This is a genomic window from Aeromonas sp. 601027 (assembly GCF_049174455.1).
GTDB classification, from domain to species: Bacteria; Pseudomonadota; Gammaproteobacteria; order Enterobacterales; family Aeromonadaceae; genus Aeromonas; species Aeromonas veronii_A.
The window spans coordinates 37,428-59,195 of sequence record NZ_JAAKTN010000008.1; the positions used below are offsets into that span (position 1 = coordinate 37,428).

Annotated in this window: 18 protein-coding genes and 1 pseudogene; 6 read left to right on the forward strand and 13 right to left on the reverse strand. The window is 61.3% G+C overall.

The genetic code is table 11. The features are described 5' to 3' along the window. Positions 1–95 precede the first annotated feature (95 nt). The 6 genes from menE to G5193_RS11705 are packed head-to-tail and all read right to left on the reverse strand — an operon-like array spanning position 96 to position 7,158. Positions 96–1,514: an o-succinylbenzoate--CoA ligase gene (gene menE / locus G5193_RS11680; RefSeq protein ID WP_421206071.1), complete on the reverse strand. Its 1,419-nt coding sequence runs from the start codon at positions 1,512–1,514 to the stop codon at positions 96–98. After that, on the reverse strand, positions 1,507–2,436 hold the full coding sequence (gene menC, locus G5193_RS11685; protein WP_158111287.1) for an o-succinylbenzoate synthase: 930 nt from the start codon (positions 2,434–2,436) through the stop codon (positions 1,507–1,509). The genes menE and menC overlap by 8 nt, the downstream gene beginning before the upstream one ends. Further along, positions 2,436–3,296, reverse strand: a complete 861-nt coding sequence (gene menB, locus G5193_RS11690) for a 1,4-dihydroxy-2-naphthoyl-CoA synthase (protein WP_005354934.1) — start codon at positions 3,294–3,296, stop codon at positions 2,436–2,438. Before menB ends, menC begins: the two co-directional genes overlap by 1 nt. Then, positions 3,289–4,086, reverse strand: coding sequence for a 2-succinyl-6-hydroxy-2,4-cyclohexadiene-1-carboxylate synthase (gene menH / locus G5193_RS11695; RefSeq protein WP_421206072.1), 798 nt, complete (start codon positions 4,084–4,086; stop codon positions 3,289–3,291). The genes menB and menH overlap by 8 nt, the downstream gene beginning before the upstream one ends. Further along, positions 4,046–5,803: a 2-succinyl-5-enolpyruvyl-6-hydroxy-3-cyclohexene-1-carboxylic-acid synthase gene (menD, locus tag G5193_RS11700; protein WP_421206073.1), complete on the reverse strand. Its 1,758-nt coding sequence runs from the start codon at positions 5,801–5,803 to the stop codon at positions 4,046–4,048. The genes menH and menD overlap by 41 nt, the downstream gene beginning before the upstream one ends. Positions 5,804–5,835: 32 nt before the next feature. Continuing rightward, a complete protein-coding gene (locus G5193_RS11705; RefSeq protein WP_421206074.1) occupies positions 5,836–7,158 on the reverse strand; it encodes an isochorismate synthase in 1,323 nt (440 codons plus the stop codon). Positions 7,159–7,366: 208 nt separating this feature from the next. Between G5193_RS11705 and G5193_RS11710 the strand changes: the two genes are divergently transcribed. Continuing rightward, entirely contained in the window at positions 7,367–8,272 is a 906-nt protein-coding gene (locus G5193_RS11710) for a 1,4-dihydroxy-2-naphthoate polyprenyltransferase (RefSeq protein WP_042053617.1), read from the forward strand. 75 nt (positions 8,273–8,347) lie between these two features. On the opposite strand, the gene G5193_RS11715 is transcribed toward G5193_RS11710, so the two are convergent. Then, positions 8,348–9,742, reverse strand: coding sequence for a PepSY-associated TM helix domain-containing protein (locus G5193_RS11715; RefSeq protein WP_421206075.1), 1,395 nt, complete (start codon positions 9,740–9,742; stop codon positions 8,348–8,350). Between the two features lie 268 nt (positions 9,743–10,010). Between G5193_RS11715 and G5193_RS11720 the strand changes: the two genes are divergently transcribed. Next, positions 10,011–10,418 (forward strand): hypothetical protein, encoded by a 408-nt coding sequence (locus tag G5193_RS11720; RefSeq protein WP_337073192.1) that lies wholly within the window; start codon positions 10,011–10,013, stop codon positions 10,416–10,418. A 27-nt stretch (positions 10,419–10,445) separates the two neighbouring features. Here G5193_RS11720 and G5193_RS11725 read toward each other — a convergent pair. The 3 genes and pseudogenes from G5193_RS11725 to dbpA form a co-directional block, all read right to left on the reverse strand. Further along, positions 10,446–10,538: pseudogene (locus tag G5193_RS11725) on the reverse strand (YkgJ family cysteine cluster protein); the annotation flags it as partial. A 52-nt stretch (positions 10,539–10,590) separates the two neighbouring features. Beyond that, positions 10,591–10,881, reverse strand: coding sequence for a YkgJ family cysteine cluster protein (locus G5193_RS11730; protein ID WP_005363120.1), 291 nt, complete (start codon positions 10,879–10,881; stop codon positions 10,591–10,593). Between the two features lie 89 nt (positions 10,882–10,970). Then, positions 10,971–12,350 carry an ATP-dependent RNA helicase DbpA gene (gene dbpA / locus G5193_RS11735; RefSeq protein ID WP_421172272.1) on the reverse strand — a complete coding sequence of 460 codons (1,380 nt, stop codon included), beginning with the start codon at positions 12,348–12,350 and terminating at the stop codon, positions 10,971–10,973. 544 nt (positions 12,351–12,894) lie between these two features. Here dbpA and G5193_RS11740 point away from each other — a divergent pair. Beyond that, on the forward strand, positions 12,895–14,100 hold the full coding sequence (locus tag G5193_RS11740) for a NupC/NupG family nucleoside CNT transporter (protein ID WP_216952829.1): 1,206 nt from the start codon (positions 12,895–12,897) through the stop codon (positions 14,098–14,100). Between the two features lie 64 nt (positions 14,101–14,164). On the opposite strand, the gene G5193_RS11745 is transcribed toward G5193_RS11740, so the two are convergent. Beyond that, the gene (locus G5193_RS11745; protein WP_041234360.1) at positions 14,165–14,665 is read right to left on the reverse strand and encodes a metal-dependent hydrolase; all 501 of its coding nucleotides are present in this window, start codon (positions 14,663–14,665) and stop codon (positions 14,165–14,167) included. A 125-nt stretch (positions 14,666–14,790) separates the two neighbouring features. Then, positions 14,791–15,240 carry a YaiI/YqxD family protein gene (locus tag G5193_RS11750; protein ID WP_064339342.1) on the reverse strand — a complete coding sequence of 150 codons (450 nt, stop codon included), beginning with the start codon at positions 15,238–15,240 and terminating at the stop codon, positions 14,791–14,793. A gap of 140 nt (positions 15,241–15,380) precedes the next feature. Between G5193_RS11750 and zntB the strand changes: the two genes are divergently transcribed. Both zntB and G5193_RS11760 read left to right on the forward strand, forming a co-directional pair. Further along, positions 15,381–16,346, forward strand: a complete 966-nt coding sequence (zntB, locus tag G5193_RS11755) for a zinc transporter ZntB (protein ID WP_005341467.1) — start codon at positions 15,381–15,383, stop codon at positions 16,344–16,346. A gap of 13 nt (positions 16,347–16,359) precedes the next feature. Further along, positions 16,360–16,872, forward strand: coding sequence for a mechanosensitive ion channel domain-containing protein (locus G5193_RS11760; RefSeq protein ID WP_005354921.1), 513 nt, complete (start codon positions 16,360–16,362; stop codon positions 16,870–16,872). A gap of 142 nt (positions 16,873–17,014) precedes the next feature. Here G5193_RS11760 and G5193_RS11765 read toward each other — a convergent pair whose 3' ends face one another. After that, positions 17,015–17,428, reverse strand: a complete 414-nt coding sequence (locus G5193_RS11765) for a hypothetical protein (protein WP_421206076.1) — start codon at positions 17,426–17,428, stop codon at positions 17,015–17,017. A gap of 262 nt (positions 17,429–17,690) precedes the next feature. Here G5193_RS11765 and pulA point away from each other — a divergent pair, with 262 nt between their 5' ends. Beyond that, positions 17,691–21,755, forward strand: coding sequence for a pullulanase-type alpha-1,6-glucosidase (gene pulA, locus G5193_RS11770; RefSeq protein ID WP_421206077.1), 4,065 nt, complete (start codon positions 17,691–17,693; stop codon positions 21,753–21,755). The last annotated feature ends 13 nt before the right edge of the window (positions 21,756–21,768 follow it).

Here is a 21,768-nt window from a genome sequence, read left to right on the forward strand (position 1 = left end):
GGATTCTCGTGGGCTGGCGCCGCAGTGAGGACTCACATGTTTCTTTTTCTGTTTTCAGAGCAGATCGGGAAATTGTGAGTCCGATCTCATTCAGCTTATTGTGACAAGGTGGTCAGCTGTCGGGCAATCTTGCCCAGCAGTTGGCGAGAGGGCTTGAGATTACCGCCAAGATCGGGCCAGGGGAGCCAGTGGTCGGGCACCATAAAGCCGGGCAGGGTGCTGCGGAGCCAGGTTGCCAGTTCGGAGTCGGGAACCGGCTCGCCGTGCCAGTCGATAAAGGCGGCGGGGCGTTGCCCCCACTCGTCGCTCGGCACCGGCACCACCAGCGCCTGGGCGACGGCGGGATGATCCACCAGTCGCTGCTCTATGGTTTCGGGCTGGATGTTTTCGCCACCCGAGATAAAGAGGTTGTCGAGCCGCCCCTCTACCAGCAGCTCCCCTGCCGTAGTGAACCTCCCCTTGTCGCGGGTATGAAACCAGCCCTCGTCATCGAGGGGCTGTTCCAGCTCGCCAGCCCGGTAGTAACCGGCAAACAGGGTGGTGCCGCGCACGCAGATCTCCTGCTCCCGGATGCACACCTCCCGTCCCGGTAGCGGTTTGCCAACTACGCCAGCATCGCCGGGGATAGCGGTGCAGACCTGACTGCCCATCTCGGAGAGACCATAGCTCACCTTGGGTTCGAGCCCCATGGCGCAGAGGCGACTTACCAGCGGCTGCGGGATGGCGGCGCCACCGAGCAGCAGCTCGCGCAGGCGGGTACGGGCGGGATCAAAACCCTCTGCCAGCAGGCGCCAGAGCTGGGTCGGCACCAGCGAGAGATGGGTAATGGGTTGCTGTTCAAGCCGCGCCTTGAGCGGCTGACTGCGATCGTCTAGCACCAATGTGGCACCCGCCAGAAAGACCCGAAACAGGATGGCGTAGCCGCCGACATGGAACAGTGGTAGGGAGAGCAGCCAGCCGGACTTCTCATCGAGGGAAATGAGGGTGGCAGAGCCGCGCGCCGAGGCAAGGTGGTTGCAGAGCCGGTGCACCACCGCTTTCGGCGTACCGCTGGAGCCGGAGGTGAGGATCATGTTGTTGAGCTGGGTCGATTCCAGCGGCCACGCTTCCTCTCTTGCTGGCAGTTCGCGCGTGAAGTCGAGCTGCAAGGGCTGCCAGTTGCCTGCCGGGATCTCCTCTGCCGACCAGAAGGCATCGGCATCGAGTTGTACCGCCAGCTCACGCTGCTTTTCGAGAGGAAAGGCGGGATTGAGCGGGCAGAACACCACGCCGCTGCGCACGCAGGCCCACGCCAGCAGCACATCTTCCAGCGCACCGCGCACCACCGCAGCCAGATGATCGCCACGGCGCACGTCGGCCTGTTCCAGCTGTTGGCACAGGCTGTTGAGGCGGGCATCGAGTTGGCGGTAACTGAGGGGGGAGACTGCGTGGATGGCAATGCGGTTCGGTGCTGTGATTGCCCAGTGGCGTACCGGGCAAGATGTCTGTTCGGATGAGCGGGAGGGGTCAATCACGGTAATACAGTTGCTCCAGTCGGCTCAGTTCCGGTTTGCCATCTTCCCCCAGCAGATTGCCCGCCATCCAGCGGCGGGTATCCAGCCCCGGCGCCTGTTCCGGCGCCCATTCGCCTGCCAGATGAAAGAGCTGGTTCAGGCCCAGATCCGATTCGAAGCAGGAGGAGATGATCACCTTGAGCCGCAGTTCGCGGGCGCGGGCGATCAGCGCTTCGCAGTTGGCGAGTGAACCGAGCAGGGTAGGCTTGAGCACCAGCGCGCGCAGTTGCGGGATAGGCTCCCACGGCTTGCCTTGTGCCAGCAGTTCGTCCAGCGCCACCGGCATGCCGGTGCGGTTGGCGACAAAGGCGATGTCGGCAAAGTCGGCACAGGGGTCTTCCAGATACTCGATGCGATTCGGGTCGAGGTGGCCGCAGAAGGTCCACGCCTCCTCGCGAGTCCAGCCCTGGTTGGCATCCAGTACCAGCTTGAGGGAGGGGAGGCGATCGCACAGCAGGCGGATCAGTGCCAGCTCGTCACGCATCGGGTAGCGTGCCACCTTCAGCTTGGCCTTGCCGGGCGTGCGGTGCAGCCACTCTTTCCAGTTGCGCAGCAGCTCCTGGGGGGAGCCTTGAATGAGGGGATAGGGCTCCGGCAGCGGGTTGCGCTGCTCGGGCCATGTCCGGCGCGCGCAGTCGAGGCCAAATTGCACCGACGGCAGCACGGGGTTCGGGGTGTCACCGGCGGCCAGGGCCGCCAGCGTGGCAAGGGCTTCTGCCTCTGCCTGTTGCAGGCTCTCTTTCGAGAAGCCGGGCAGGGGGGCGATTTCCCCCCAGCCGTCGTTGATGCGCACCAACAGCCCCTCTCGCGCCACCTCCACCTTGCCGTGAAAGGTCAGTGGCTGGGTAAAAGGCAGTTGATAGCGATACAGGGCGAGTGTCATCAGGGGTTCCGCTTGTATTTGGAGAAGTCGGGGCGACGCTTTTCGTTGAAGGCGTTGCGGCCTTCCTGACCCTCTTCGGTCATGTAGAACAGCATGGTGGCATTGCCCGCCAGCTCCTGCAAGCCCGCCTGACCATCACAGTCAGCGTTGAGGGCCGCTTTCAGGCAGCGCAGCGCCATCGGGCTGTTTTGCAGCATTTCGCGGCACCAGCGCACGGTTTCGCGCTCCAGTTCCGCCAGCGGCACGACAGTGTTGACCAGACCCATGTCGAGGGCTTGCTGGGCATCGTACATGCGGCAGAGGAACCAGATTTCGCGGGCCTTCTTCTGGCCTACAATGCGAGCCATGTAGGAAGCACCCCAACCGCCATCGAAGGAGCCCACTTTCGGGCCGGTCTGGCCAAACTGGGCGTTGTCGGCGGCGATGGTCAGGTCACACATCATGTGCAGCACGTGGCCGCCACCGACCGCGTAGCCCGCTACCATGGCAACCACAGGTTTCGGGCAGGTGCGGATGTCGCGCTGGAAGTCGAGCACGTTGAGGTGGTGAGTCCCCTCGTCATCCCGGTATCCACCGTAGTCGCCACGGATCTTCTGGTCGCCGCCGGCGCAGAAGGCTTTCTCGCCAAAACCGGTCAGGATGATGGTGCCGATCTGATCGTCATAACGGGCATCGGCCAGCGCCTGCAGCATCTCTTTGACGGTGCGGGGGCGGAAGGCGTTGCGCACCTGGGGACGGTTGATGGTGATCTTGGCAATGCCATCGTTGGACTTGTGATAGAGGATGTCCTCGTAACCGGCGGAGCAATCTTGCCATTCAACAGGTGCATACAGTTCAGCTTCCGTCATTGCTTCAATCATGACTCGTCTCTTCTTGTTGGTTGACCCACTTCGCGAGAAGTCGGGCAAAGTTATCAGGCTGATGGGCGTGCAGATTATGGCCGCCATCCAGCACCAAGTGGTTGATTCTGCGATCCTGGTTCGCCAGCTGGCAAGCCAGCTGATGGAATTTGTGATCCCGCTTGCCACTCACATAAGTAACCGGCAGTTGGCTCGCCATGAGCCAGGGGGCGAGATCCGGCTGCTTGCCTAGCGAAGTGGCACGCAGCATGGTGGCGATGCCCTGACCGTCGTTGCCAAGGCGGCGGGCGAGCTGGCGGGCCCGGGCCGCATCGTCAAGATCGGCAAACACCCCTTGCCGGTACCAGTCTGCCAGCACGTCAGCCAGGGGCTCCTGCTCGAAGCGCCGCGCCCACTGTTCATCGTGCTGGATGCGGGCGGCCCGTTCACTGGCCGGTAACCCCGGGTGGCAGTTCTCCAGCAACAGCCCCCGCAGCCCGGCGGACTCGCGGCTGGCGTGATAGAGGGCCAGTCGTCCGCCCAGCGAGTAGCCGACCAGCAGGTAGCGTTCAATGTTGCGGCTTGCCAGCTCGGCGACCAGCCACTGGTGGCTCTGCTCAAAGTCGCTGACGTTGAGAGCGCGATACTGGCCGTGACCCGGCAGATCGAGGGCGATGCAGCGGATGGCGGGCAGCCGGTCGATCACCGGTTGCCAGTCGCCGCCATCCCCCAGCAGGCCGTGCAGCAACACCAGCGGCACATTGGCATCTTTATTTGCCACGGATGGCGGCCCCCAGCGCCTTGAGATCATCGGCTACCTGCTCGCTCGGTACCCGGATCTCGATCAAGGTAACGCCATGTTGGAGGGCGGCGCGGTAATCCTGTTCGAACTCGGGCAGGGTGGTCGGCGCCCGATAGGCGAGGCCAAACATGGCGGCAGCATGTTCAAAGCTGAGGCCGTGGGGCAGCCGGTAGTAGCTCTCCAGCAGCTCCCCTTCGGTGGGCACCGGCAACATACGAAAGATGCTGCCGCCATCGTTGTTGAGCAGGATCACCACCAGCGGTCGGCTCGCCTTGCTGAGCAGGGCGAGGCTGTTGAGATCGTGCAGGGCGCTGAGATCCCCAAGCAGCAGGGTGGTGGGCTCATCACTGCCCGGCTCGACCGATTGGGCAAAACCGTAGGCGGTGGCGATGAGGCCATCGATGCCGGAGGCGCCGCGGTTGGTCATCACCCGGCTCGGCCCCTTGCCCGTTTCGCCGAGCATATCCATCAGTCGGGCCGGCATGCTGTTGCCGACAAACAGCTGTCCTTCGATAAGGGAATTGAGGCGATGGCAGACCCCGAGTTCCGAGAAGTGCTCGCAGGCGGCGGCAATCTGCTGGCTGGCGTTGTGTTGCAGCTCGGCCAATGTGTGCCAAGGGGCTTGTGTGGTGACCGGATGGCCCGCAGCAAAGGCGCTGGCACTGCAGAGCAGCCGGTTGCGCAGCCGGTAGTCGGGATCGAGCCGCGCCGGTTGCGGATCCACCAGCCAGTAATCCTGCCATGAATGGTGTTTGATGAACTGGCCAAGCCTCTTGGAGACAAGCCGCGCACCAAATTGCAGCAGCACCTCGGCGCGGCCCAGCTCGGCGACGAATTCAGGGTCGTTGAGCGCCATATCCATATGGATGAGGTTGCGACTATCGAAGCGGATCTGGCTCTGCAGATCCGCCAGCAACGGCCAGCCAAGTTGCTCTGCCAGTTCGGCGGCGGCCTGTGCCTGTTCGGGGTCAGTGATCCTGCCGGCGACAATAATGCCGCGCTGTTGGCGAAAGGTTTCCCACTCCGCCTGAGGTGGGCAGGTCGGCTCGTTTTGCTGCCACGGGCTCCAAGGCTTGCGCGAGCCGAGCCAGTCGCCGAGGGGGGCCAGATAGTCGGAGAAATCCTGATAGTGCTCGCCCGGGTAAAGGGGCTCGGGGTACATGCAGTTGAAGTGCACCACCCCGGGGGTGAGCGCCTGTTTGGCCAAGGCTTGGTCCACCGAACTCAGCACAAACGCCGCCGGAATGGTCGGGGTGGGGCTCGGCAGGTTCTGTTGATAGACGGGGTAGCGGCCGAAGATCCCCTGCTGGTCGATCGCCTGATTGGCGCCGTTGTCGATCAGTTCGTGAGGGCGATCGGCGGAGAGAATAATCAGCGGCACGCCGGTGAGCTGGGCCTCTGCCACGGCGGGCCAGAGGTTGGCCACTGCGGTGCCCGAGGTCATGATCACCGCCACCGGCCGGTTGCTCCCCTTGGCCAGCCCGAGCGCCATAAAGCCGAGGCCGCGCTCGTCAAAGTGCAGGTGACGACGAAAGCCCTGATGGGCCGCGGCGGCCATGGTCAGCGGCGCAGAGCGGGAGCCGGGGGCCAGCGCGATGTCGCGCACCCCGAGGCGAAAGAGCTCCTCCAGCAAGAGGGAGGACCAGACGTGGTTGAAGGTGGCGTGCTGGCTCGAAAACGGTGTGCAGGCAAACTCTTCGCTGGCAGGCTCTTTACGGGTGGGCATAGGGGCTCTCGTAGCGTGAAAAGGGTGAATGACTATCCCAGCAGGGAGAGCACATTGGCGATCTTGTTGTCGAGTTCGGCCCACTCGGCGACAGGCTCGGAACCGGCGACAATGCCGGCACCGGCAAACAGGGTGACGCTGCCCGACTGAATGCGGGCGCTGCGAATGGCGACCGAGAACTCGGAGGTCTCCCGGCTCAGCATGCCGCAGGCTCCGGCGTACCAGCCCCGATCGTAGGGTTCGAACTCGCGGATAAAGGCGAGTGCTGCCTCGCGCGGAGCGCCGCCCACCGCCGGCGTCGGGTGGAGGGCGTCGAGCAGCTGCCAGTCGCAGACCCCAGGCTTGAGCTCGGCTTCGATATCGCACTTGAGATGCTGCAGCAGCCGCAGTTTGAGAATGCGCGGCTCGGTCAGGGTGGCATCGTGGGTCAGTGGCGCCAGACGGCTGAGGATGTCGGCATGTACCAGCCGGTTCTCCAGTCGGTTCTTGCTGTCGGCCAGCAGCTCGGCGGCCAGTTGGGCATCGGCCTCTTCATCGCCGGAGCGGCGAATGGTGCCCGCCAGCGCCTCGGTAAAGAGGTGGCGATCTTCCCGGCGGTAGAGCCGCTCGGGAGAGCAGGCGATAAAGGCCTGCTCGAGGGAGAATTGAAAACCGAAGTGGAAGCAGTCCTGGGCATGGCGGGCCCACTGGTCGAGCATGGCCCAGGGATTGATATCCGCATCATGGTTCGGAGTGGTCAGCACGCTCTCCCGCGACAGCACCACCTTGGGAGTGTGGGCCTGAAAATCGGGGGCTGTGACGCGCTCCACCAGCGTCTGCCACTGGGCGGGGCCGGGGCAATCCTGTCGCTGCCAGGGCTGCTTTTGCAGGGCGGGCAGCGGGGTTTCCGGGCGCAGGGCATCGAGGGCGGCGTCGGCCGCCTGCAGTTCGGCCTCGAGATTGTTTTCATCCAGCCAGAGGTTGAGGCAGAGACTGACGCACTCACCACGGCGCACCAGCTCGATGCGGGGCAGCACGAAACGGCAGGGGCCAAACCCTTGCCAGCCGGACTGAGCCGGATCAAACGCCAGTCCGCCATAGTAGCGGGGGCTGTCGTCATGATGCTGGTTGGCTGTGTTAGTGCACACCTGCTTGATGGCGTGCGGCTCGGTCAGTTCATGGATGGCGCCCAGCGCGACATACTCGGGACGAGCCTCTCCACGGGCCTGCCAGTAGATGCGGGGATAGAGGGTTTGCGCCGCGAGCCAGCCCAGAAAGGAGCGGATTTCGATCGCCACTCGCAACCGTACGAAGCCGCTGACGTTGCTGTGACGCAGGGCGTCCAGTTGTTGCTTGATATGGGTCTGAGCCAACATGGATTCTTTTCTGAGCCGGGTAGTAACGAGCGATCCGGTAGCTGGATGCCGTAGGTTTATGCCAAAGGGCGATGATTTCCTATATATTATCTGCCCATTCGTCCATGTAAATCGCCCGCGGGAGCTTCACTCTCCGGGGCCAAGTATACCCAAATCCGGTTCGATAACCCTTAACACGATCAATATCCGATTGTTTGGCCATCACAAAATGACAAATACCTTCTCTGTTTGGTTGCTGGCGGCGCGTTTGCGAACACTGCCGCTCGCCTGCTCTTCCATCCTGCTGGGCTCGGGGCTGGCTGCCAGTCGTGGTGCCTTCGATGGCACCATCATGGCGCTCTCCCTGCTGACCGCCATCCTGCTGCAGATCCTCTCCAATCTGGCCAACGATTATGGCGATGCGGTCTCCGGCGCCGACAACGGTGAGCGGATCGGCCCGCAGCGGGCGGTGGTCTCCGGTCTTATCACCAAAAAGCAGATGTGCGTGGCGATGGGGCTGACCGCGCTGGCGGCGGTGGCCAGTGGCCTGCTGCTGCTGGGCTGTGCCTTCGGCGGCCAGTGGCTGCAGATTTTGGCATTTGTGGTGCTGGGTGGCGCGGCCATCGTCGCGGCGGTGACCTACACTGTCGGCAAGACCCCTTACGGCTATCGCGGGTTTGGCGATATCTCGGTGTTCCTCTTCTTTGGTCTGCTGGGGGTGCTCGGCTCCTACTACCTCTTCACCAAGACGCTGGAGTGGGATCTGCTATTGCCTGCCACCGCCTGTGGTCTGCTGGCGACCGCCGTGCTCAATATCAACAATGTGCGCGACATCGAGACCGACGCCGCCAGCGGCAAGATCACTCTGGCGGTTCGCCTTGGCCGCAACCGCGCCATCGCCTATCACTGGGTACTGCTGGGGGCGGCGTTGCTGGCAACCATCGCCTTTATCCTGATCCAGCCCGCCAGTTTCTGGCCGTGGATCTTCCTGCCCGCCATGAAGCCGCTCAGCGATGCGGCCAAGACTCTTCGCGAAAGCTACGATGGCGAGGTGCTGACCGGTGCCCTCAAGAAGACCGCCATCAGCGCCTTTCTGTTCAGCCTGCTACTCTCCATCGGGTTGGCGCTCTCCTGACAGCTGGTCGCAGCTCGCCAAGGCGAACAATACAAAGGGCTCCCGAGATGGGAGCCCTTTTTGGTTTTGGCGGGTTTAGCTGGCGCGCGCCACTTTGAGCGTACGGCGGGAAAATAGCAGGGTATCCAGCAGCCAGATGACAACCATGGAGGTGCCCACCAGCGGGAAGGCAATGCCCAGCAGGATCAGCAGGGCGATGGCACCGCGCATCGGCGGGAGTTTGGCGGGCAGTGGCGGCGCGGCGAGACGGCCTTGCGGACGACGGCACCACCAGATCCACAGGCCGCTCACGGCGCTGGCCAGCACCATCAGGCAGATGGTCAGCATGGCCAGTTGATGGGGCCAGCCGTAGAGCTTGCCCATGTGCAGCATGACGCCGCTCTCCACAGTCTTGGCAACCGTGCCGTAATCCTGCCAGCGCACATCGGCCAGCACCTTGCCGCTGTATTGATCGATATGCAGGGTGGCGTCGTTGCGTGGATCGTCGGCAAACAGGGCGATGGTGTAGACGCCGGTGGTGCCGACCGGCGGGGTGATGCTGTACCCCGGACTCACCTTCCGGGCAGTGGCGATATCCAACACCTGTTGCAGCGGGATCCGCTGGCTGGCCATCACCATTCCCTCGTGCTCGCCGTGGTTCATGGCGCCGTGATCGTGCCCCTCATCAACAGGCTGCGAGCTGGGCATGGGAGTGTTCTCCACCGCCCAGGGGACGGTCTGCTCGTGGGCCTGATTGAGGCTGCGAGCCAGCGGTGCCGATTTGGGCACCTCGTTCCACATGGCGGCGGGGAAGCGGTTCCAGACCGCGGCAAACTGATCGCCCCAGAAACCGGTCCAGGTCATGCCGCTCAGCAGCAACAGCAGCAGGAAACCAGCGCCCCAGAAGCCGACCACTGCGTGCAGATCCCGCCACCAGAGGCGTCCGCGCTGGTTCACTCTGGGCCAAAGAATGCCACCCACCCCGGGCCCCTTGCGTGGCCACCAGAGGTAGAGGCCGCTCAGCAGCAGTACTAGCCCCCAGCCTGCCGCCAGTTCGATCAGCCGATCCCCCGTGGTGCCGAGCAGCAGGTCGGCGTGCAGGGAGCGAGCCACCGCTTGCAGATTCCACTTGTTGTCCATGGTGCCGAGCAGGGCGCCGCTGGCGGGATCCATAAACAGGGTCAGTTCGCGCTCCCCCTGATTGACGATGAACTGAGCGCTCAGGTCGGGAGCGGCAGGCGGCAGGTATTTACGCAGGTTGGCATCGGGCATGGTCATCATCGCCTTGGCCAGCAGCTGGTCGGCACTCAGGGTCTGGCTGGCGGGGGCGACCTCCATCAGCTCTGGGTACATCAGGTTGTCGAGCTGGGGTTTGAACAGATAGACGATCCCGGTCAGTGACAGCAGGATCAGGAAAGGGGCGACAAAGAGACCGGCGTAGAAGTGCCAGCGCCAGATCCGTTGGTAATGACTCGAGTCCCTGTTTTTCATTGCACATCCTTGTTGAGGTGCCAAACCTTTCGGCAGGTGGAATGTTTGTGGCGGCGCGGATAATAGCAGTAACGTTTCGTTAACTGCAATCGCACATCTTGAGATCGATTCAGTGCGGGCTGCCGGTAACATGAGGTGCCGACGGTTTGCTGGATAGGATGAGCACGCTTTGGGAAAAGCCTGTTTGCTGCTGGACTTTTCCTTATAAATTATTACCTTGTGGTAACAATTTGCAGGCGATGGTGGTGGTAACGGAATGGGAGCAGTCATGCAGCCACATGGGCAATTTGACATGGAGCGCAGGGGCCAGATGCTGATCTGCCGCCCGAGTGGCCCTTTCAATCTGGCAGGTGCCATGGCCTATGAGGCGCGTTTTCGTCACGAACTGGCCGGATTGATGGATGGCCCCTGGGGGATTGTCGAGGTCGCGACCGAGTTTGAAGCGGCCGGGCCCGAGGTGCTGGCCCGTTTTCGTCGCCAGTTTGGCTGGTGTGCCGAGAGTGGCTGTCAGTTTCTGGCGGTGGTCTTCGTGGGGGGCTTCAAGCGCTATCTGGCGGATAATATCTTCACGGGATTGCCCTTTCGGGCGGTACGTTACTTCGAGCAGGAGGCAGCGGCCATCCAGTGGCTGGGGGAGCAGCTCAACACCGCTCCCTGTGAACCTGCGCACGCTTGACCACCTCGCTCACCGTTTGGACGGGTTTCACTCCAGCTTGATAAACCACTTGTCCCGCTCGTCAACGCAGTCGGGTTCACCCATTTCGAATTCGCGGCAGATCAGCGGTCGCACCTCGTACTCGTACATGGATGGGGCACATCATCGTGGTGAGTGCATTCGAGGATCCTGGTCAATCCAGCTTGATAAACCACTTGTCCCGTTCGTCAACGCAGTCGGGCTCACCCATTTCGAATTCGCGGCAGATCAGCGGCCGCACCTCGTAGATACGGCACATCATGGTGTTGCGGTCGAGGGCGGCGCACCAGCCATCGTCCAGCCGGCGCATGACCGGTATCTCGCCTTCCCGTTCCAGTACATAACGGTCCGGCACGCCGGTATCGGTAAAGAGCATCACTTCGAGGCGGCAGCAGCAGGCTTCGCAGTTCTGGCAGCTCACATCGGTTTGGATTGCTTGGGTCATGGTGCCTGTCTTGCCGCATGGCGGCATCGGAGATATGAAACAGGCGCCTCTCAGGCGCCTGTGGTCTGGCTAACGGCTTGCAAAAAACCTTAGCCCAGTTTGCGGGCGCGGTAGCTGCGACCCTTGATCTTGCCTTCCTGCAACCGCTTGAGGGCGGCGCTCGCCACGCTGCGCTTCACGGCGACGTAGGAGTACTGCTCGGAGATCTGGATCTTGCCCACGTCGGCGCCGGCAATGCCGCCTTCACCGGTCAGGGCACCCAGAATGTCACCGGCCCGCACCTTGGTCTTGCGGCCTGCATCGATGGAGAGGGTCACCATCTGCGGGGCGATCGGCTTGATGTCGCGGCCGATGCTGTCGAGATCACCCAGCGGCATCGGGGCCTGCTGGTACTCTTCGATAAAGTTGACGCGCTGGGCCTCGTTCGGCTGATAGAGGCTCAGGGCCAGACCCTGCTGGCCGGCACGACCGGTACGGCCGATGCGGTGCACGTGCACTTCCGGATCATAGGTCAGCTCGTAGTTGATGACGGCGCCCAGCTCCTTGATGTCGAGGCCGCGGGCCGCCACATCGGTGGCCACCAGAATGGTGGCGCTGCCGTTGGCAAAGCGCACCAGCACCTGATCCCGCTCGCGCTGTTCCAGATCGCCATTCAGCGCCAGCGCCGAGAAGCCCTTGGCGGCCAGATGGTCGGCCACGTCGTTACAGGCGCGCTTGGTGTTGCAGAACACCACGCAGGAGCTGGGCTGGTAGTGACTCAGCAGCCAGGTGAGGGCGTCGAGGCGATGACCGGCAGGCACTTCATAGAGCTTCTGTTCGATGGCGCTCCCCTCGTGCAGGGACTCCACGCTCACCTCGACCGGATTGCGCTGCACGCCGCGGCTCATCTGGGCGATCCCTTCCGGATAGGTGGCGGAGAAGAGCAGGGTCTGACGCTGCTGGGGGGCATAGCTGATGACCCGGTTGATATCTTCGCCAAAGCCCATGTCCAGCATGCGATCCGCTTCATCCAGCACCAGCGTCTTGAGGCCGGAGAGCTCCAGCGTGCCTTGCTCCAGATGCTTGAGAATACGACCCGGGGTACCGACGGCGATGTGGGCGCCAAAGCTCAGGGTGGCGGACTGAGGTGCGGTCGGGGTGCCGCCGCACAGGGTCACCAGCTTGACGTTGGGCAGGGCGCGCGCCAGACGACGGATCTCGGTGGCCACCTGATCCGCCAGTTCGCGGGTCGGGCAGAGCACCAGCGCCTGCACTTCGAGGCGGTTGACGTTGAGCTTGGCCAGCAGGCCGAGGCCGAAGGCGGCGGTCTTGCCGCTGCCGGTTTTTGCCTTGGCGATCAGGTCTTTGCCATCGAGCACCAGGGGCAGGCTCTGGGCCTGGATCGGGGTCATCTGCAGGTAACCCAGGCTGGTGAGGTTCTCTTGCAGGGCGGGGGAGAGATTGAGGCTGCTAAATTCGCTGTTGTTCACAAAAGGACTCTATTTCGGAGAAAACGGGGATGCGCGAGCGCTAAGGCCGCGCATCATACCAGAATGTGGCACCGGATGTGGCGGATTTTTGAACGGCTGGCCATGGGGGGCACATTATGGGGGTATTTGTTGCCAGATTGGTTGTGAGCAATATGTGAAAGGATATCGGGGTAATTATTCAAACATGCGTGTAATTATTTATTGCGGATAAACGTTTGCCATTTCTGTTGTTTAAATATAATGGTTGAAAAATATTCTATTGGCGAGTGTGGCATTAAGCACAATGTTGCGAAAATGATATAAAGATATTTTGGAGGGCCATGAAAATGCCATTTTAATTATGTAATATCATGTTTTTTAATGAATTTGTCGTCGTCAAAGTTGTGCGATTAATATCAGGTTGTTGCGTAATTAATTTAAAAACGTTTGTATTATCCTGCATGCATATTATTACACGGGATTGTGATGACTCTCTGATTTTTAAATGTGCAAATGTCTATGATGGCGCCGGTCGAAAATTACAATTCACTCAGGTGCTACAGGTATGGAATACGTTCACTTTGTGCTCGGACTGGTGATGGTCCTCGCTCTTTCTCTGCTGGCTAACCGCCACAACTGGAGACAGATCAAGCTGCGTTATATCGGCCAACTGCTGGTGGTCGAGCTGGCGCTGGCCTGGTTCATGTTGAACTCGGAAGTGGGTCTGGCTGTGGTGGGTGGCTTCGCGGCCGGCTTCACCAAGCTGATGGAGTTTGCCAAGCAGGGAACCGACTTTGTATTTGGCGGCATGATGAATGAAGGTTCATTTACCTTCTTCCTGATGGTGTTGATGCCCATCGTCTTCATCTCCGTGTTGATCGGTATTCTGCAGTACATCCGCCTGTTGCCGCTGGTGATCCGCGGTATCGGTACCGTGTTGGCCAAGATCAACGGCATGGGCAAGCTGGAGTCCTTCAATGCCATCAGCTCCATGATCGTCGGTCAATCCGAGAACTTCATCGCGCTCAAGAACATCCTGCCGCACCTGAACGAGAAGCAGATGTACACCCTGGCGGCAACGGCCATGTCCACCGTCTCCATGTCCATCGTCGGTGCCTACATGCAGCTGATCGAGCCGCGTTACGTGGTGGCTGCGCTGGTGCTCAACATGTTCAGCACCTTTGTCGTGCTGTCGCTGATCAACCCCTACGAGCCGGACAATACCGTGACCGATGCCAAGGCGCTGGCCGAGGGCGACGAGCACCATACGCCGAAGAGAGAGAACTTCTTCGAGATGCTGGGCGAGTACATCATGGCCGGTTTTTCCGTGGCCGTTATCGTGGCGGCCATGCTGGTGGGCTTTATCGCCTTGATTGCCCTGGTCAACTACCTGTTCGAGCTGGCGTTTGGTGTCAACTTCCAGTACGTCATGGGCTACCTCTTCTATCCAATCGCCTGGATCCTGGGTATTCCGAGTGGTGAAGCGCTGCAAGCGGGTTCCATCATGGCGACCAAGCTGGTGACCAACGAGTTCGTGGCCATGATGGATCTGGGCAAGATTGCTGCCGAGCTCTCCCCGCGTACCGTCGGCATCCTCTCCATCTTCATGGTCTCTTTCGCCAACTTCAGCTCCATCGGCATCATCGCCGGTGCAGTAAAAGCGCTGAACGAAGAGAAAGGCAACATGGTTTCGCGCTTCGGTCTGAAGCTGGTCTACGGTTCAACTCTGGTCAGCCTGCTCTCTGCTGTTATCGCAGGCATCATGATCTGATCCTCTAGTGGCATCTGCCACGGTTTGAGCCCCTGACCTCGTCAGGGGCTTTTTTATTTCTGGCTTACAGGCGCCAGCCGCACCACCAGCCGGCAACCAGCAGGGTGAGGGTGCAAAAGCCGGTTTCGATGGCGCCGCCACTGCGCAGCGGCCAGCCCGGCAGGCGGTAACGGCGCTTGATGGGCCAGAAGAGCGGAATGCCCGCCGGGGTGAGCCAGTCCCCCAGCAGATGGCTGAGGTAGCCGACGATCAGGGCATCCTTGACCCCCATGGGCAAGGTGTCCGGCGGCAGGCTCTGGTTCAGCCCCCAGACGGCGGCGGCGACCGCCAGCAGACTGTGGGTGAAACCGCGATGGCCGAACAGCCGCGACAGAGGTTTCGAGATCCACGGCAGTCGCTGCCCCAGCACAGATTTGGGGTGGTCGAGGTCGGGCAACAGGGCGCTGGCCAGCGCGGCAGGGATGGTCTGCCACAGACTGGCATCTGCCAGGGCCGGAGTGAGCTGCAGTTTGTGGGCGATCAGGGTGCAGGTAACGGAGAAGAGCAGGTGCCCTTGGGCGGTCATGATGATTACGGCGTGGACAAGATGGCGGCGCATCTTACCAGCCTGACGGTTGTGGTCAGCTCTTATTTTAAAAATCAGGATGTTACGGCGAAAAAGCGCCCAAATTGGGCGCCTTTATAGCCTATTTATAACTTGCCTTTGACCAGCCACTTGTCGAGGGCGTTGGCGAAGCGCTGCTTGTCGGCGGCATTGAAGGGGGCCGGGCCGCCGGTTTGCACGCCGGCCGAGCGCAGCTCTTCCATAAAGTTGCGCATGCCGAGCCGCGCCTTGATGGTCTCGCGGGTGTAGATCTCGCCGCGGGGATTGAGTGCCTCGCCGCCAGCATCGATCACCCAGGAGGCGAGGGGGATATCACCGGTGATCACCAGATCGCCGGGCTGAACCTGCTGGGCGATGACATGATCTGCCACATCGAATCCCTTCTCCACCTGCTGGGTTTTGATGAAAGGCGAGGGGGGCACCCGCAATCCCTGATTGGCCACCAGGGTGGTGACGATCTGGGCGCGGTGGGCGGCGCGGTAGAGGATCTCCTTGACCGGAATGGGGCAGGCATCGGCATCAACCCAGATGGGCATGGCATGGTTTCCTGTAGTGAACGCGGATGGAAAACGAGAGCTGGCATGTTAACACAGGCCTCCCCTTCCCGGCGCGGGGCTGAGTCGGCCCCGCCTTTGGTGTAAGCTGGGGCCAGCATATGAAACGAGAAGGAGACGAGATGGATCGGGTGCCCGGTGAAGTGATTTATGCCCTGACCCTGGATGGCAAGGGTGGCATGGCGCCGCTGACGGCGGGAAGCGAAGTCCCGGCGGCACATCCCGGCTGGCTGCATCTGGATTACGGCAATCCCGATTCGGCGCGCTGGCTGTTGCAGACCCCTTTGCTCAGCGAGGCGGCCAGGGAGTCGCTGCTCGGCCAGAGCAATCGTCCCAAGCTGGTGCGGATGGGGGAGACGGTGCTGCTGATCCTGCGCGGCATCAACCACAACAAGGATCACAGGCCCGAAGAGATGGTGGCGCTGCGCATCTTCATCACCCCGGATCTCATCATCAGCAGCCGTCGTCGTCCGCTGCTCTCCGAGCAGGATGTCTTCAACCAGCTCAAGCTGGGGGGCGGCGCCGATACCCCGGCCGACTGGCTGGTGGAGATTTGTGATGCCCTGACCGATCGGGCGGGGGAGTTTGTCGAGGAACTGCACGACAAGATCCTCGATCTGGAGGAGATGGTGCTGATGCGCGACATGCCCGCCAATGGCCGCTTGGCGCTGATCCGCAAGCAGCTCATCATGATCCGCCGCTACCTCTCCCCCCAGCGGGATCTGGTGGCGCGCCTTGCCAACGAGAAGATCAGCTGGCTGGATGAGGATGATCGCCGTCGTCTGCTCGATATCGCCGATCGGCTGCGGCGCTGGCTCGACGACCTCGATGCGGGAGTGGCACGCACCGCTGTGCTGGCAGACGAGATCAACAATCTGATGGCGGAGGCGACCAACCGCCGCGCCTACCAGATGTCGGTGATGGCGCTGCTCTTTTTACCTGCCAGCTTCCTGACCGGCCTGTTTGGCATCAACCTGGGGGGCATTCCCGGGGCCGAGAATCCGACCGCCTTCTGGGTCTTCTGTGGTTCGCTGGTGGCGCTGGCCAGCGGGCTGGCTATCTGGCTCAAACATCGGCGCTGGTGGTAAGGAGGCATAACCCATGTGGCAATCAATTGGTCTGACCCTACTGCTGTTGCTGGGGCATACCCTGATCCGGCGGCTGATTCACAAGAGCCTGCTGGCGCTCGGTCAGAGCAGGCAGGTGAGCGAGAACCGGGTGCTCTACGTGGCCCATGTGTTCCACTTCCTGCTCGGCTGTGCCACCTTGCTGGTGCTGGCCGGGGTGTGGGGGCTCGACTTCTCCCGACTGGTGGTGCTCGCGTCCTCCTTCTTTGCGGTATTGGGGGTCGCCATGGTCGCCCAGTGGTCGATCCTCTCCAACATCACCGCCAGCATCACCATCTTCTTCGCCTTCCCCTACAAGATTGGCGACCGGATCCGCATCCTCGACAAGGATGATTCGGTCACCGGCGTCATCACCGAGATCGGCCTCTTCTATGTGCGGGTGCGTGATGACAACGGCGATCTGGTCACCTATCCGGCCAACCTGATCCTGCAAAAGCCGGTCAGAAAGCTGGAGGGCAAGGTGGCGGAGCCGTTGCAACCGGAGTAGCAGGACATTTGCTGCCGGGGGGCTGGGCGTAGCGAGGAGTGATGCTCTGGTGTAAATCCACCACGCCTTCATTCGACACAGGCTATTGTGGATGCGTGCTGCGGCCACAATAGCCAGAACGACTCAACAGTTGGCTCCGCAGCTAGATCTCCTGTTGTGAGAGAGCGGCCTGCGGCTTGTGTTGCCAGATTGCGCCGAGCAGCAACTTGAGCAGCAGTCCGGGCGGGTTGTCCAGCAGTTTGCCGGACTCCAGCAGCAACTGGCCATCGGCGCGAAATCCGAGGCTGGCATCTATGGTGCCATCCTCCGAGACCACCTGGATCAGGCCATTGAGGGCGGAGCGCTCACCGGGCTGACAGCGCAGCCGCAGTTCGCGGGGTTCCCCCAGCAGGGTAAAGGCGCGGCTCAGCGGGGGTGAGTCTTCATAATCGGGCCAGTTGAAGAAGTGATACTGTTCGGCCAGGGCGCCAGCCTGCTGGCAGAACTGGTCGAACAGCTGCCCGATCGCCTGATACTCCTGATCGAGTCGTCTTGCCTGCTCTTCAATCCGTTTCATTGCTTACTCCTTGTGTATCCACTTGATCAGACATTGCTTTTCTGACCCCGTGACTGCCGTTTTCCAGATATGAGGCCAAATGGCCGCGAGGTCTGTGAGCCGGATCGAAGTTTCAGTCTGAAAACGTTATCTTGTTGAAACTGGATGGTTTTTTTGCCCTCTCGCTCACATTTGAATCGATTGCCGCTGATTAATATGGCACCGCCTGGCAATGACCGGGTGCTCGACTATCGAGACTAACTACAGCGGGAATTATAAAAATATGGATATGAAAAAGACCAAAGTGGCGCTGGTAACAGCCTCACTGCTCGCGCTTTTGTCTGGCTGTAATGACAACAGCTCTGATGCCTCCGGTGTGAACCCCGTCCCCCCTACACCGCCTACACCTGAAGTCACCGATGGGCCTGTCGCTCGTCTGCCCAAGATGGATCCCCCGAAAGAGTTGCTGGTTGCCGGCGACAATCAGGTGGTCATTGCACTGGTGGATACCCAGTCGGCAGCCAAAGGCGCCAAGGCACCGTTTGACAGCTACAGCCTGCACCTTTGGAACAACGACGCCTGCAAGGCAACGGCAGATAGCGGCCTGAATACCGGGTGGGATGACAAGAGCAAGACACCGGCCACCGCCGACAGCTTTGGTCCGGCCTGGGTCGTTCCGCTCAACAAGGTGGAAGGGTGCATCAACTTTATCGCCCGCAACGGCGATCTGGCCAACCTGACCGGCAGCGATATGAAGGTGAGCTTCAGTGAGCACCCGGATCGCACCGTGGCCATCGTTGCAGGCAAGAAAGATCTGTTTGGCAGCCGTGCCGAAGCCTTTACCGCCGCCTTTGGCGTGGCGGGGGCCAGCGCTCATTTGATCGATGGCAATACCCTGATTTGGCAAGGGGGCAAGGACAAGCCCCACGTTCGCCTCTATTACACCGACTCGGGCACCATCAAGGCCAATGCCGATGGGGTGTTCGATTTCCCCTATATCAGCCTGACCGCGACCAGCCTGACTGCCGAGCAGCAGGCCAAATATCCGCACCTCAAGGATGCGGCCGCCTTTGCCCTGCCTGCCGGGAAAGATCTCAAGCCCCTGCTCAAGGGTGAGCTGGTGGCTATCGGCACCGATGCCGACGGTATCCTGCAGGGGGCGACCCTGGTGCAGAGCGCCGGCGCCCTCGATGCGCTCTATGCTCCCGAGGCGACCAAGCTGAGCTATGGTGCCGTGGTGGAGGGTAACCGGGTGACCTTCCGCCTCTGGGCGCCGACCGCCAAGTCGGTCAAGCTGGCCCTCTACAACGCCAGCCACCAGAAGAGTGGTGAAGTGGCGATGACCTTCGACAGCGCCAGCGGCAGCTGGAGTTATGAGGGGGGCAGCGAGCTGATCGGCCAGTTCTACCGCTACGACATGGAGGTCTACCATCCGCTGAGCCGCAAGGTTGAGCACTATGAGGTGACCGATCCCTACTCCCTGAGTCTGGCGATGAACTCCGAGTTCAGTCAGGTAGTGGATCTCGACGATCCGGCCCTGAAACCGGAAGGATGGGACAGCCTCAAGGCGCCCCACAGCCAGCAGAACCCCGCCGACATCACCATCTATGAGGCCCATATTCGCGACCTGACCGGTAACGATGCCTCCACCGATGAAGAGAAGCGCGGCAAGTTTGTCGGTCTGACCCAGCCCGACTCTGTACCGGTCAACCATCTGAAAGCGCTGGCAAAAAGCGGCGTCAGCCACCTGCACCTGCTGCCGGTGTTTGATATCGCTACCGTCAACGAGGATCCGGCCAAGGTAGCCAATCTCGGCGATGACTTCAGCAAGCTCTGTCAGGTCAATCCGGATGTGAAAACATCCAGATTTGGTGGCTATTGCGGTGGCGGTCAGACCGTGGGAGATGTGCTGGCCGACCTGCAAGGGGGCGACAGCAAGGATAATCCGCAGGTGCAGGAGCTCTCCGGCTATCTGCGCGGCGTCGACTCCTTCAACTGGGGTTATGATCCCTACCACTACACCACGCCGGAAGGCTCCTACGCCACCAACGCCGAGGGGACCAAACGTATTCTGGAGTTCCGCGAGATGGTCAAGGCCATCAAGCAGAACATCGGCATGAACGTGGTGATGGATGTGGTCTACAACCATACCAACGAATCCGGGCTCGGCCCCAAGTCGGTGCTCGACAAGATAGTGCCCTGGTACTATCAGCGCCTCAATCCGGAGACCGGCTCGGTGGAGAACTCCACCTGCTGCTCCAACACGGCGCCGGAACACGCCATGTTCGCCAAGCTGATGGATGACTCTCTGGTCACCTGGGCGCGCGACTACAAGATCGACGCCTTCCGCTTCGACCTGATGGGCCACCATCCGAAAGATCAGATGGTGCAGGCGCTGGCCGCGGTGAAGAAGGTCAATCCCGAGATGTACTTCTACGGCGAGGGGTGGAACTTCGGCGAAGTGCAGGATGACAAGCGCTTCGTGCAGGCGACCCAGAAGCATCTGGGTGGTACTGGCATCGGCTCCTTCTCCGACCGCTTGCGCGATGCGGTGCGCGGCGGCAGTCCGTTTGACGGTGGCGATACCATTCGCAAGACCCAGGGCTTTGGCAACGGTGCCTTCGTCGATCCTAACGAAATGAGCAAGGTGGAGCTGGCAACGGCCTTGCACCAGTCCGATCTGGTGCGGCTCGGCATGGCGGGCAACCTCAAGGAGTTCGTGCTGACCGACAAGGATGGCATGCCAAAGAAAGGCGCCGAGATCGACTACAACGGTCAACCTGCCGGTTATGCCCAGGATCCGGTGGAAGTGCAGAACTACGTCGACAAGCACGACAACCAGACCCTGTTCGACAACCTGATCTACAAGGCGCCTGCCGGAGCCGATCTGGTGCGGATGCAGGGGGTCTCGCTAGCGACTGCCATGCTGGGTCAGGGCATTCCCTTCACCCACGCCGGTGTCGAGCTGCTGCGTTCCAAATCCATGGAGCGGGACAGCTATGACTCGGGCGACTGGTACAACAAGGTCGACTACACCCTGGGCGACAACAACTTCGACAAGGGATTGCCGCGCAAGGACAAGGATGGCGACAACTATCCACTGATCGAGCAGGTGCTCGGCAAGCATGCCAAGCCTGGCTCGGCCGAGATGGCGCAGATGGTGAGCTTCTATCAGGAGCTGGCGGAGCTGCGCAACTCCTCCCGCCTGCTGCGTCTGGGCAGTGGCGCCGAGGTGATCAAGCGGGTCGACTTCCGCAATACCGGCCCGGATCAGGTGCCCGGCCTTATCGTCATGACGGTGGATGATGGCGTCAGTGCCGGAGCGGATCTGGATCCGGCCATCGACGGTCTGGTGGTGATGATCAACGCCAGCAACCAGAGCCAGAGCATCGGCGACTTCCGTGACGGTAACGATCAGCCGATCGATCTGAGCGGTATGGTGCTAAGCAGCAAGCATCGCGCAGTCGACAGCATCGCCAGCGGCGCCGCCTATGATAACGGCCAGCTGACGCTGGGGGCCTGGTCTGCCGCTGTGTTCGTCAAGCCGCAGTCTGGTGCACAGGGTGCGGGCCTGCCGGTCAGCAAGAAGACCGACCTGAGCACCCTGCCACCGTTTGGCAACACCGATGTTTATCTGAAGGGGTTCCTCGATGAGTGGGGCAACACCAACCAGATGACCTTCAGCGGCAACTTTATGTACGAGTTCACTACCGAGGTGAGCACCGACAAGCTGGGTACCACCAGCGTCAAGATCGCTGACGCCAGCTGGGGGCCGGTCAACTACGGCAGCTGTAACGCCGGTGACAAGCTGGTGGTTGGCACTCCGCTGACCCTTTGCAAGGGGGGAGAAACCGGCAATATCGGTGTCGATCTGGCCAAGGCAGGCAGCTACAAGTTTGTCTTTACCGCCATGAACAAGGACAAACCGACCCTGAGCGTCAGCTTCACCGAGCCTGTGCAGAGCTGCAAGGTGCTGGATACGGTGGCGGGCAATCCGCTTGGCTACAACCTCTTCGTCAAGGGTGAGCTCTCCGGCTGGGGAGCCCAACCTCAGTACCAGCTGAGCTACAAGGGGATGGACGGCGATCTCGCCATCTATCAGGCGGCGTTCAACTACGCTGGCAGCACCGAGTTCAAGGTCGCCAACGAGGACTGGAGCAAGGAGTACCTGCTCAACGGTGGCGGCGCGGTGAACGCTGAAACCGGCTATTCGTTCGCCTTCTCCAAGGGGGGCAGTGCCAATAACAGCATCACCCTGCCGCAGGGGTTGTGGAGTGTGCTGGTGAAGGTTGACCCGGCTGGCGTCAAGGCGGGCACCGCCGTCATTCAGGAGTGCAGCGTCAAGTAAGCAAGCCATTGAG

What these genes read in the sequence shown, in the direction of transcription:
- G5193_RS11765 (WP_421206076.1), bottom strand. Translation starts at nt 17,428, where the DNA reads ATGAAACGGATTGAAGAGCAGGCAAGACGACTCGATCAGGAGTATCAG.
- G5193_RS11720 (WP_337073192.1), top strand. Translation starts at nt 10,011, where the DNA reads ATGCAGCCACATGGGCAATTTGACATGGAGCGCAGGGGCCAGATGCTG.
- G5193_RS11745 (WP_041234360.1), bottom strand. Translation starts at nt 14,665, where the DNA reads ATGACCGCCCAAGGGCACCTGCTCTTCTCCGTTACCTGCACCCTGATC.
- menH (WP_421206072.1), bottom strand. Translation starts at nt 4,086, where the DNA reads ATGATCTCAAGGCGCTGGGGGCCGCCATCCGTGGCAAATAAAGATGCC.
- menD (WP_421206073.1), bottom strand. Translation starts at nt 5,803, where the DNA reads ATGCCCACCCGTAAAGAGCCTGCCAGCGAAGAGTTTGCCTGCACACCG.
- G5193_RS11705 (WP_421206074.1), bottom strand. Translation starts at nt 7,158, where the DNA reads ATGTTGGCTCAGACCCATATCAAGCAACAACTGGACGCCCTGCGTCAC.
- menC (WP_158111287.1), bottom strand. Translation starts at nt 2,436, where the DNA reads ATGACACTCGCCCTGTATCGCTATCAACTGCCTTTTACCCAGCCACTG.
- menB (WP_005354934.1), bottom strand. Translation starts at nt 3,296, where the DNA reads ATGATTGAAGCAATGACGGAAGCTGAACTGTATGCACCTGTTGAATGG.
- G5193_RS11715 (WP_421206075.1), bottom strand. Translation starts at nt 9,742, where the DNA reads ATGAAAAACAGGGACTCGAGTCATTACCAACGGATCTGGCGCTGGCAC.
- G5193_RS11760 (WP_005354921.1), top strand. Translation starts at nt 16,360, where the DNA reads ATGTGGCAATCAATTGGTCTGACCCTACTGCTGTTGCTGGGGCATACC.
- pulA (WP_421206077.1), top strand. Translation starts at nt 17,691, where the DNA reads ATGGATATGAAAAAGACCAAAGTGGCGCTGGTAACAGCCTCACTGCTC.
- G5193_RS11740 (WP_216952829.1), top strand. Translation starts at nt 12,895, where the DNA reads ATGGAATACGTTCACTTTGTGCTCGGACTGGTGATGGTCCTCGCTCTT.
- zntB (WP_005341467.1), top strand. Translation starts at nt 15,381, where the DNA reads ATGGATCGGGTGCCCGGTGAAGTGATTTATGCCCTGACCCTGGATGGC.
- G5193_RS11750 (WP_064339342.1), bottom strand. Translation starts at nt 15,240, where the DNA reads ATGCCCATCTGGGTTGATGCCGATGCCTGCCCCATTCCGGTCAAGGAG.
- G5193_RS11710 (WP_042053617.1), top strand. Translation starts at nt 7,367, where the DNA reads ATGACAAATACCTTCTCTGTTTGGTTGCTGGCGGCGCGTTTGCGAACA.
- G5193_RS11730 (WP_005363120.1), bottom strand. Translation starts at nt 10,881, where the DNA reads ATGACCCAAGCAATCCAAACCGATGTGAGCTGCCAGAACTGCGAAGCC.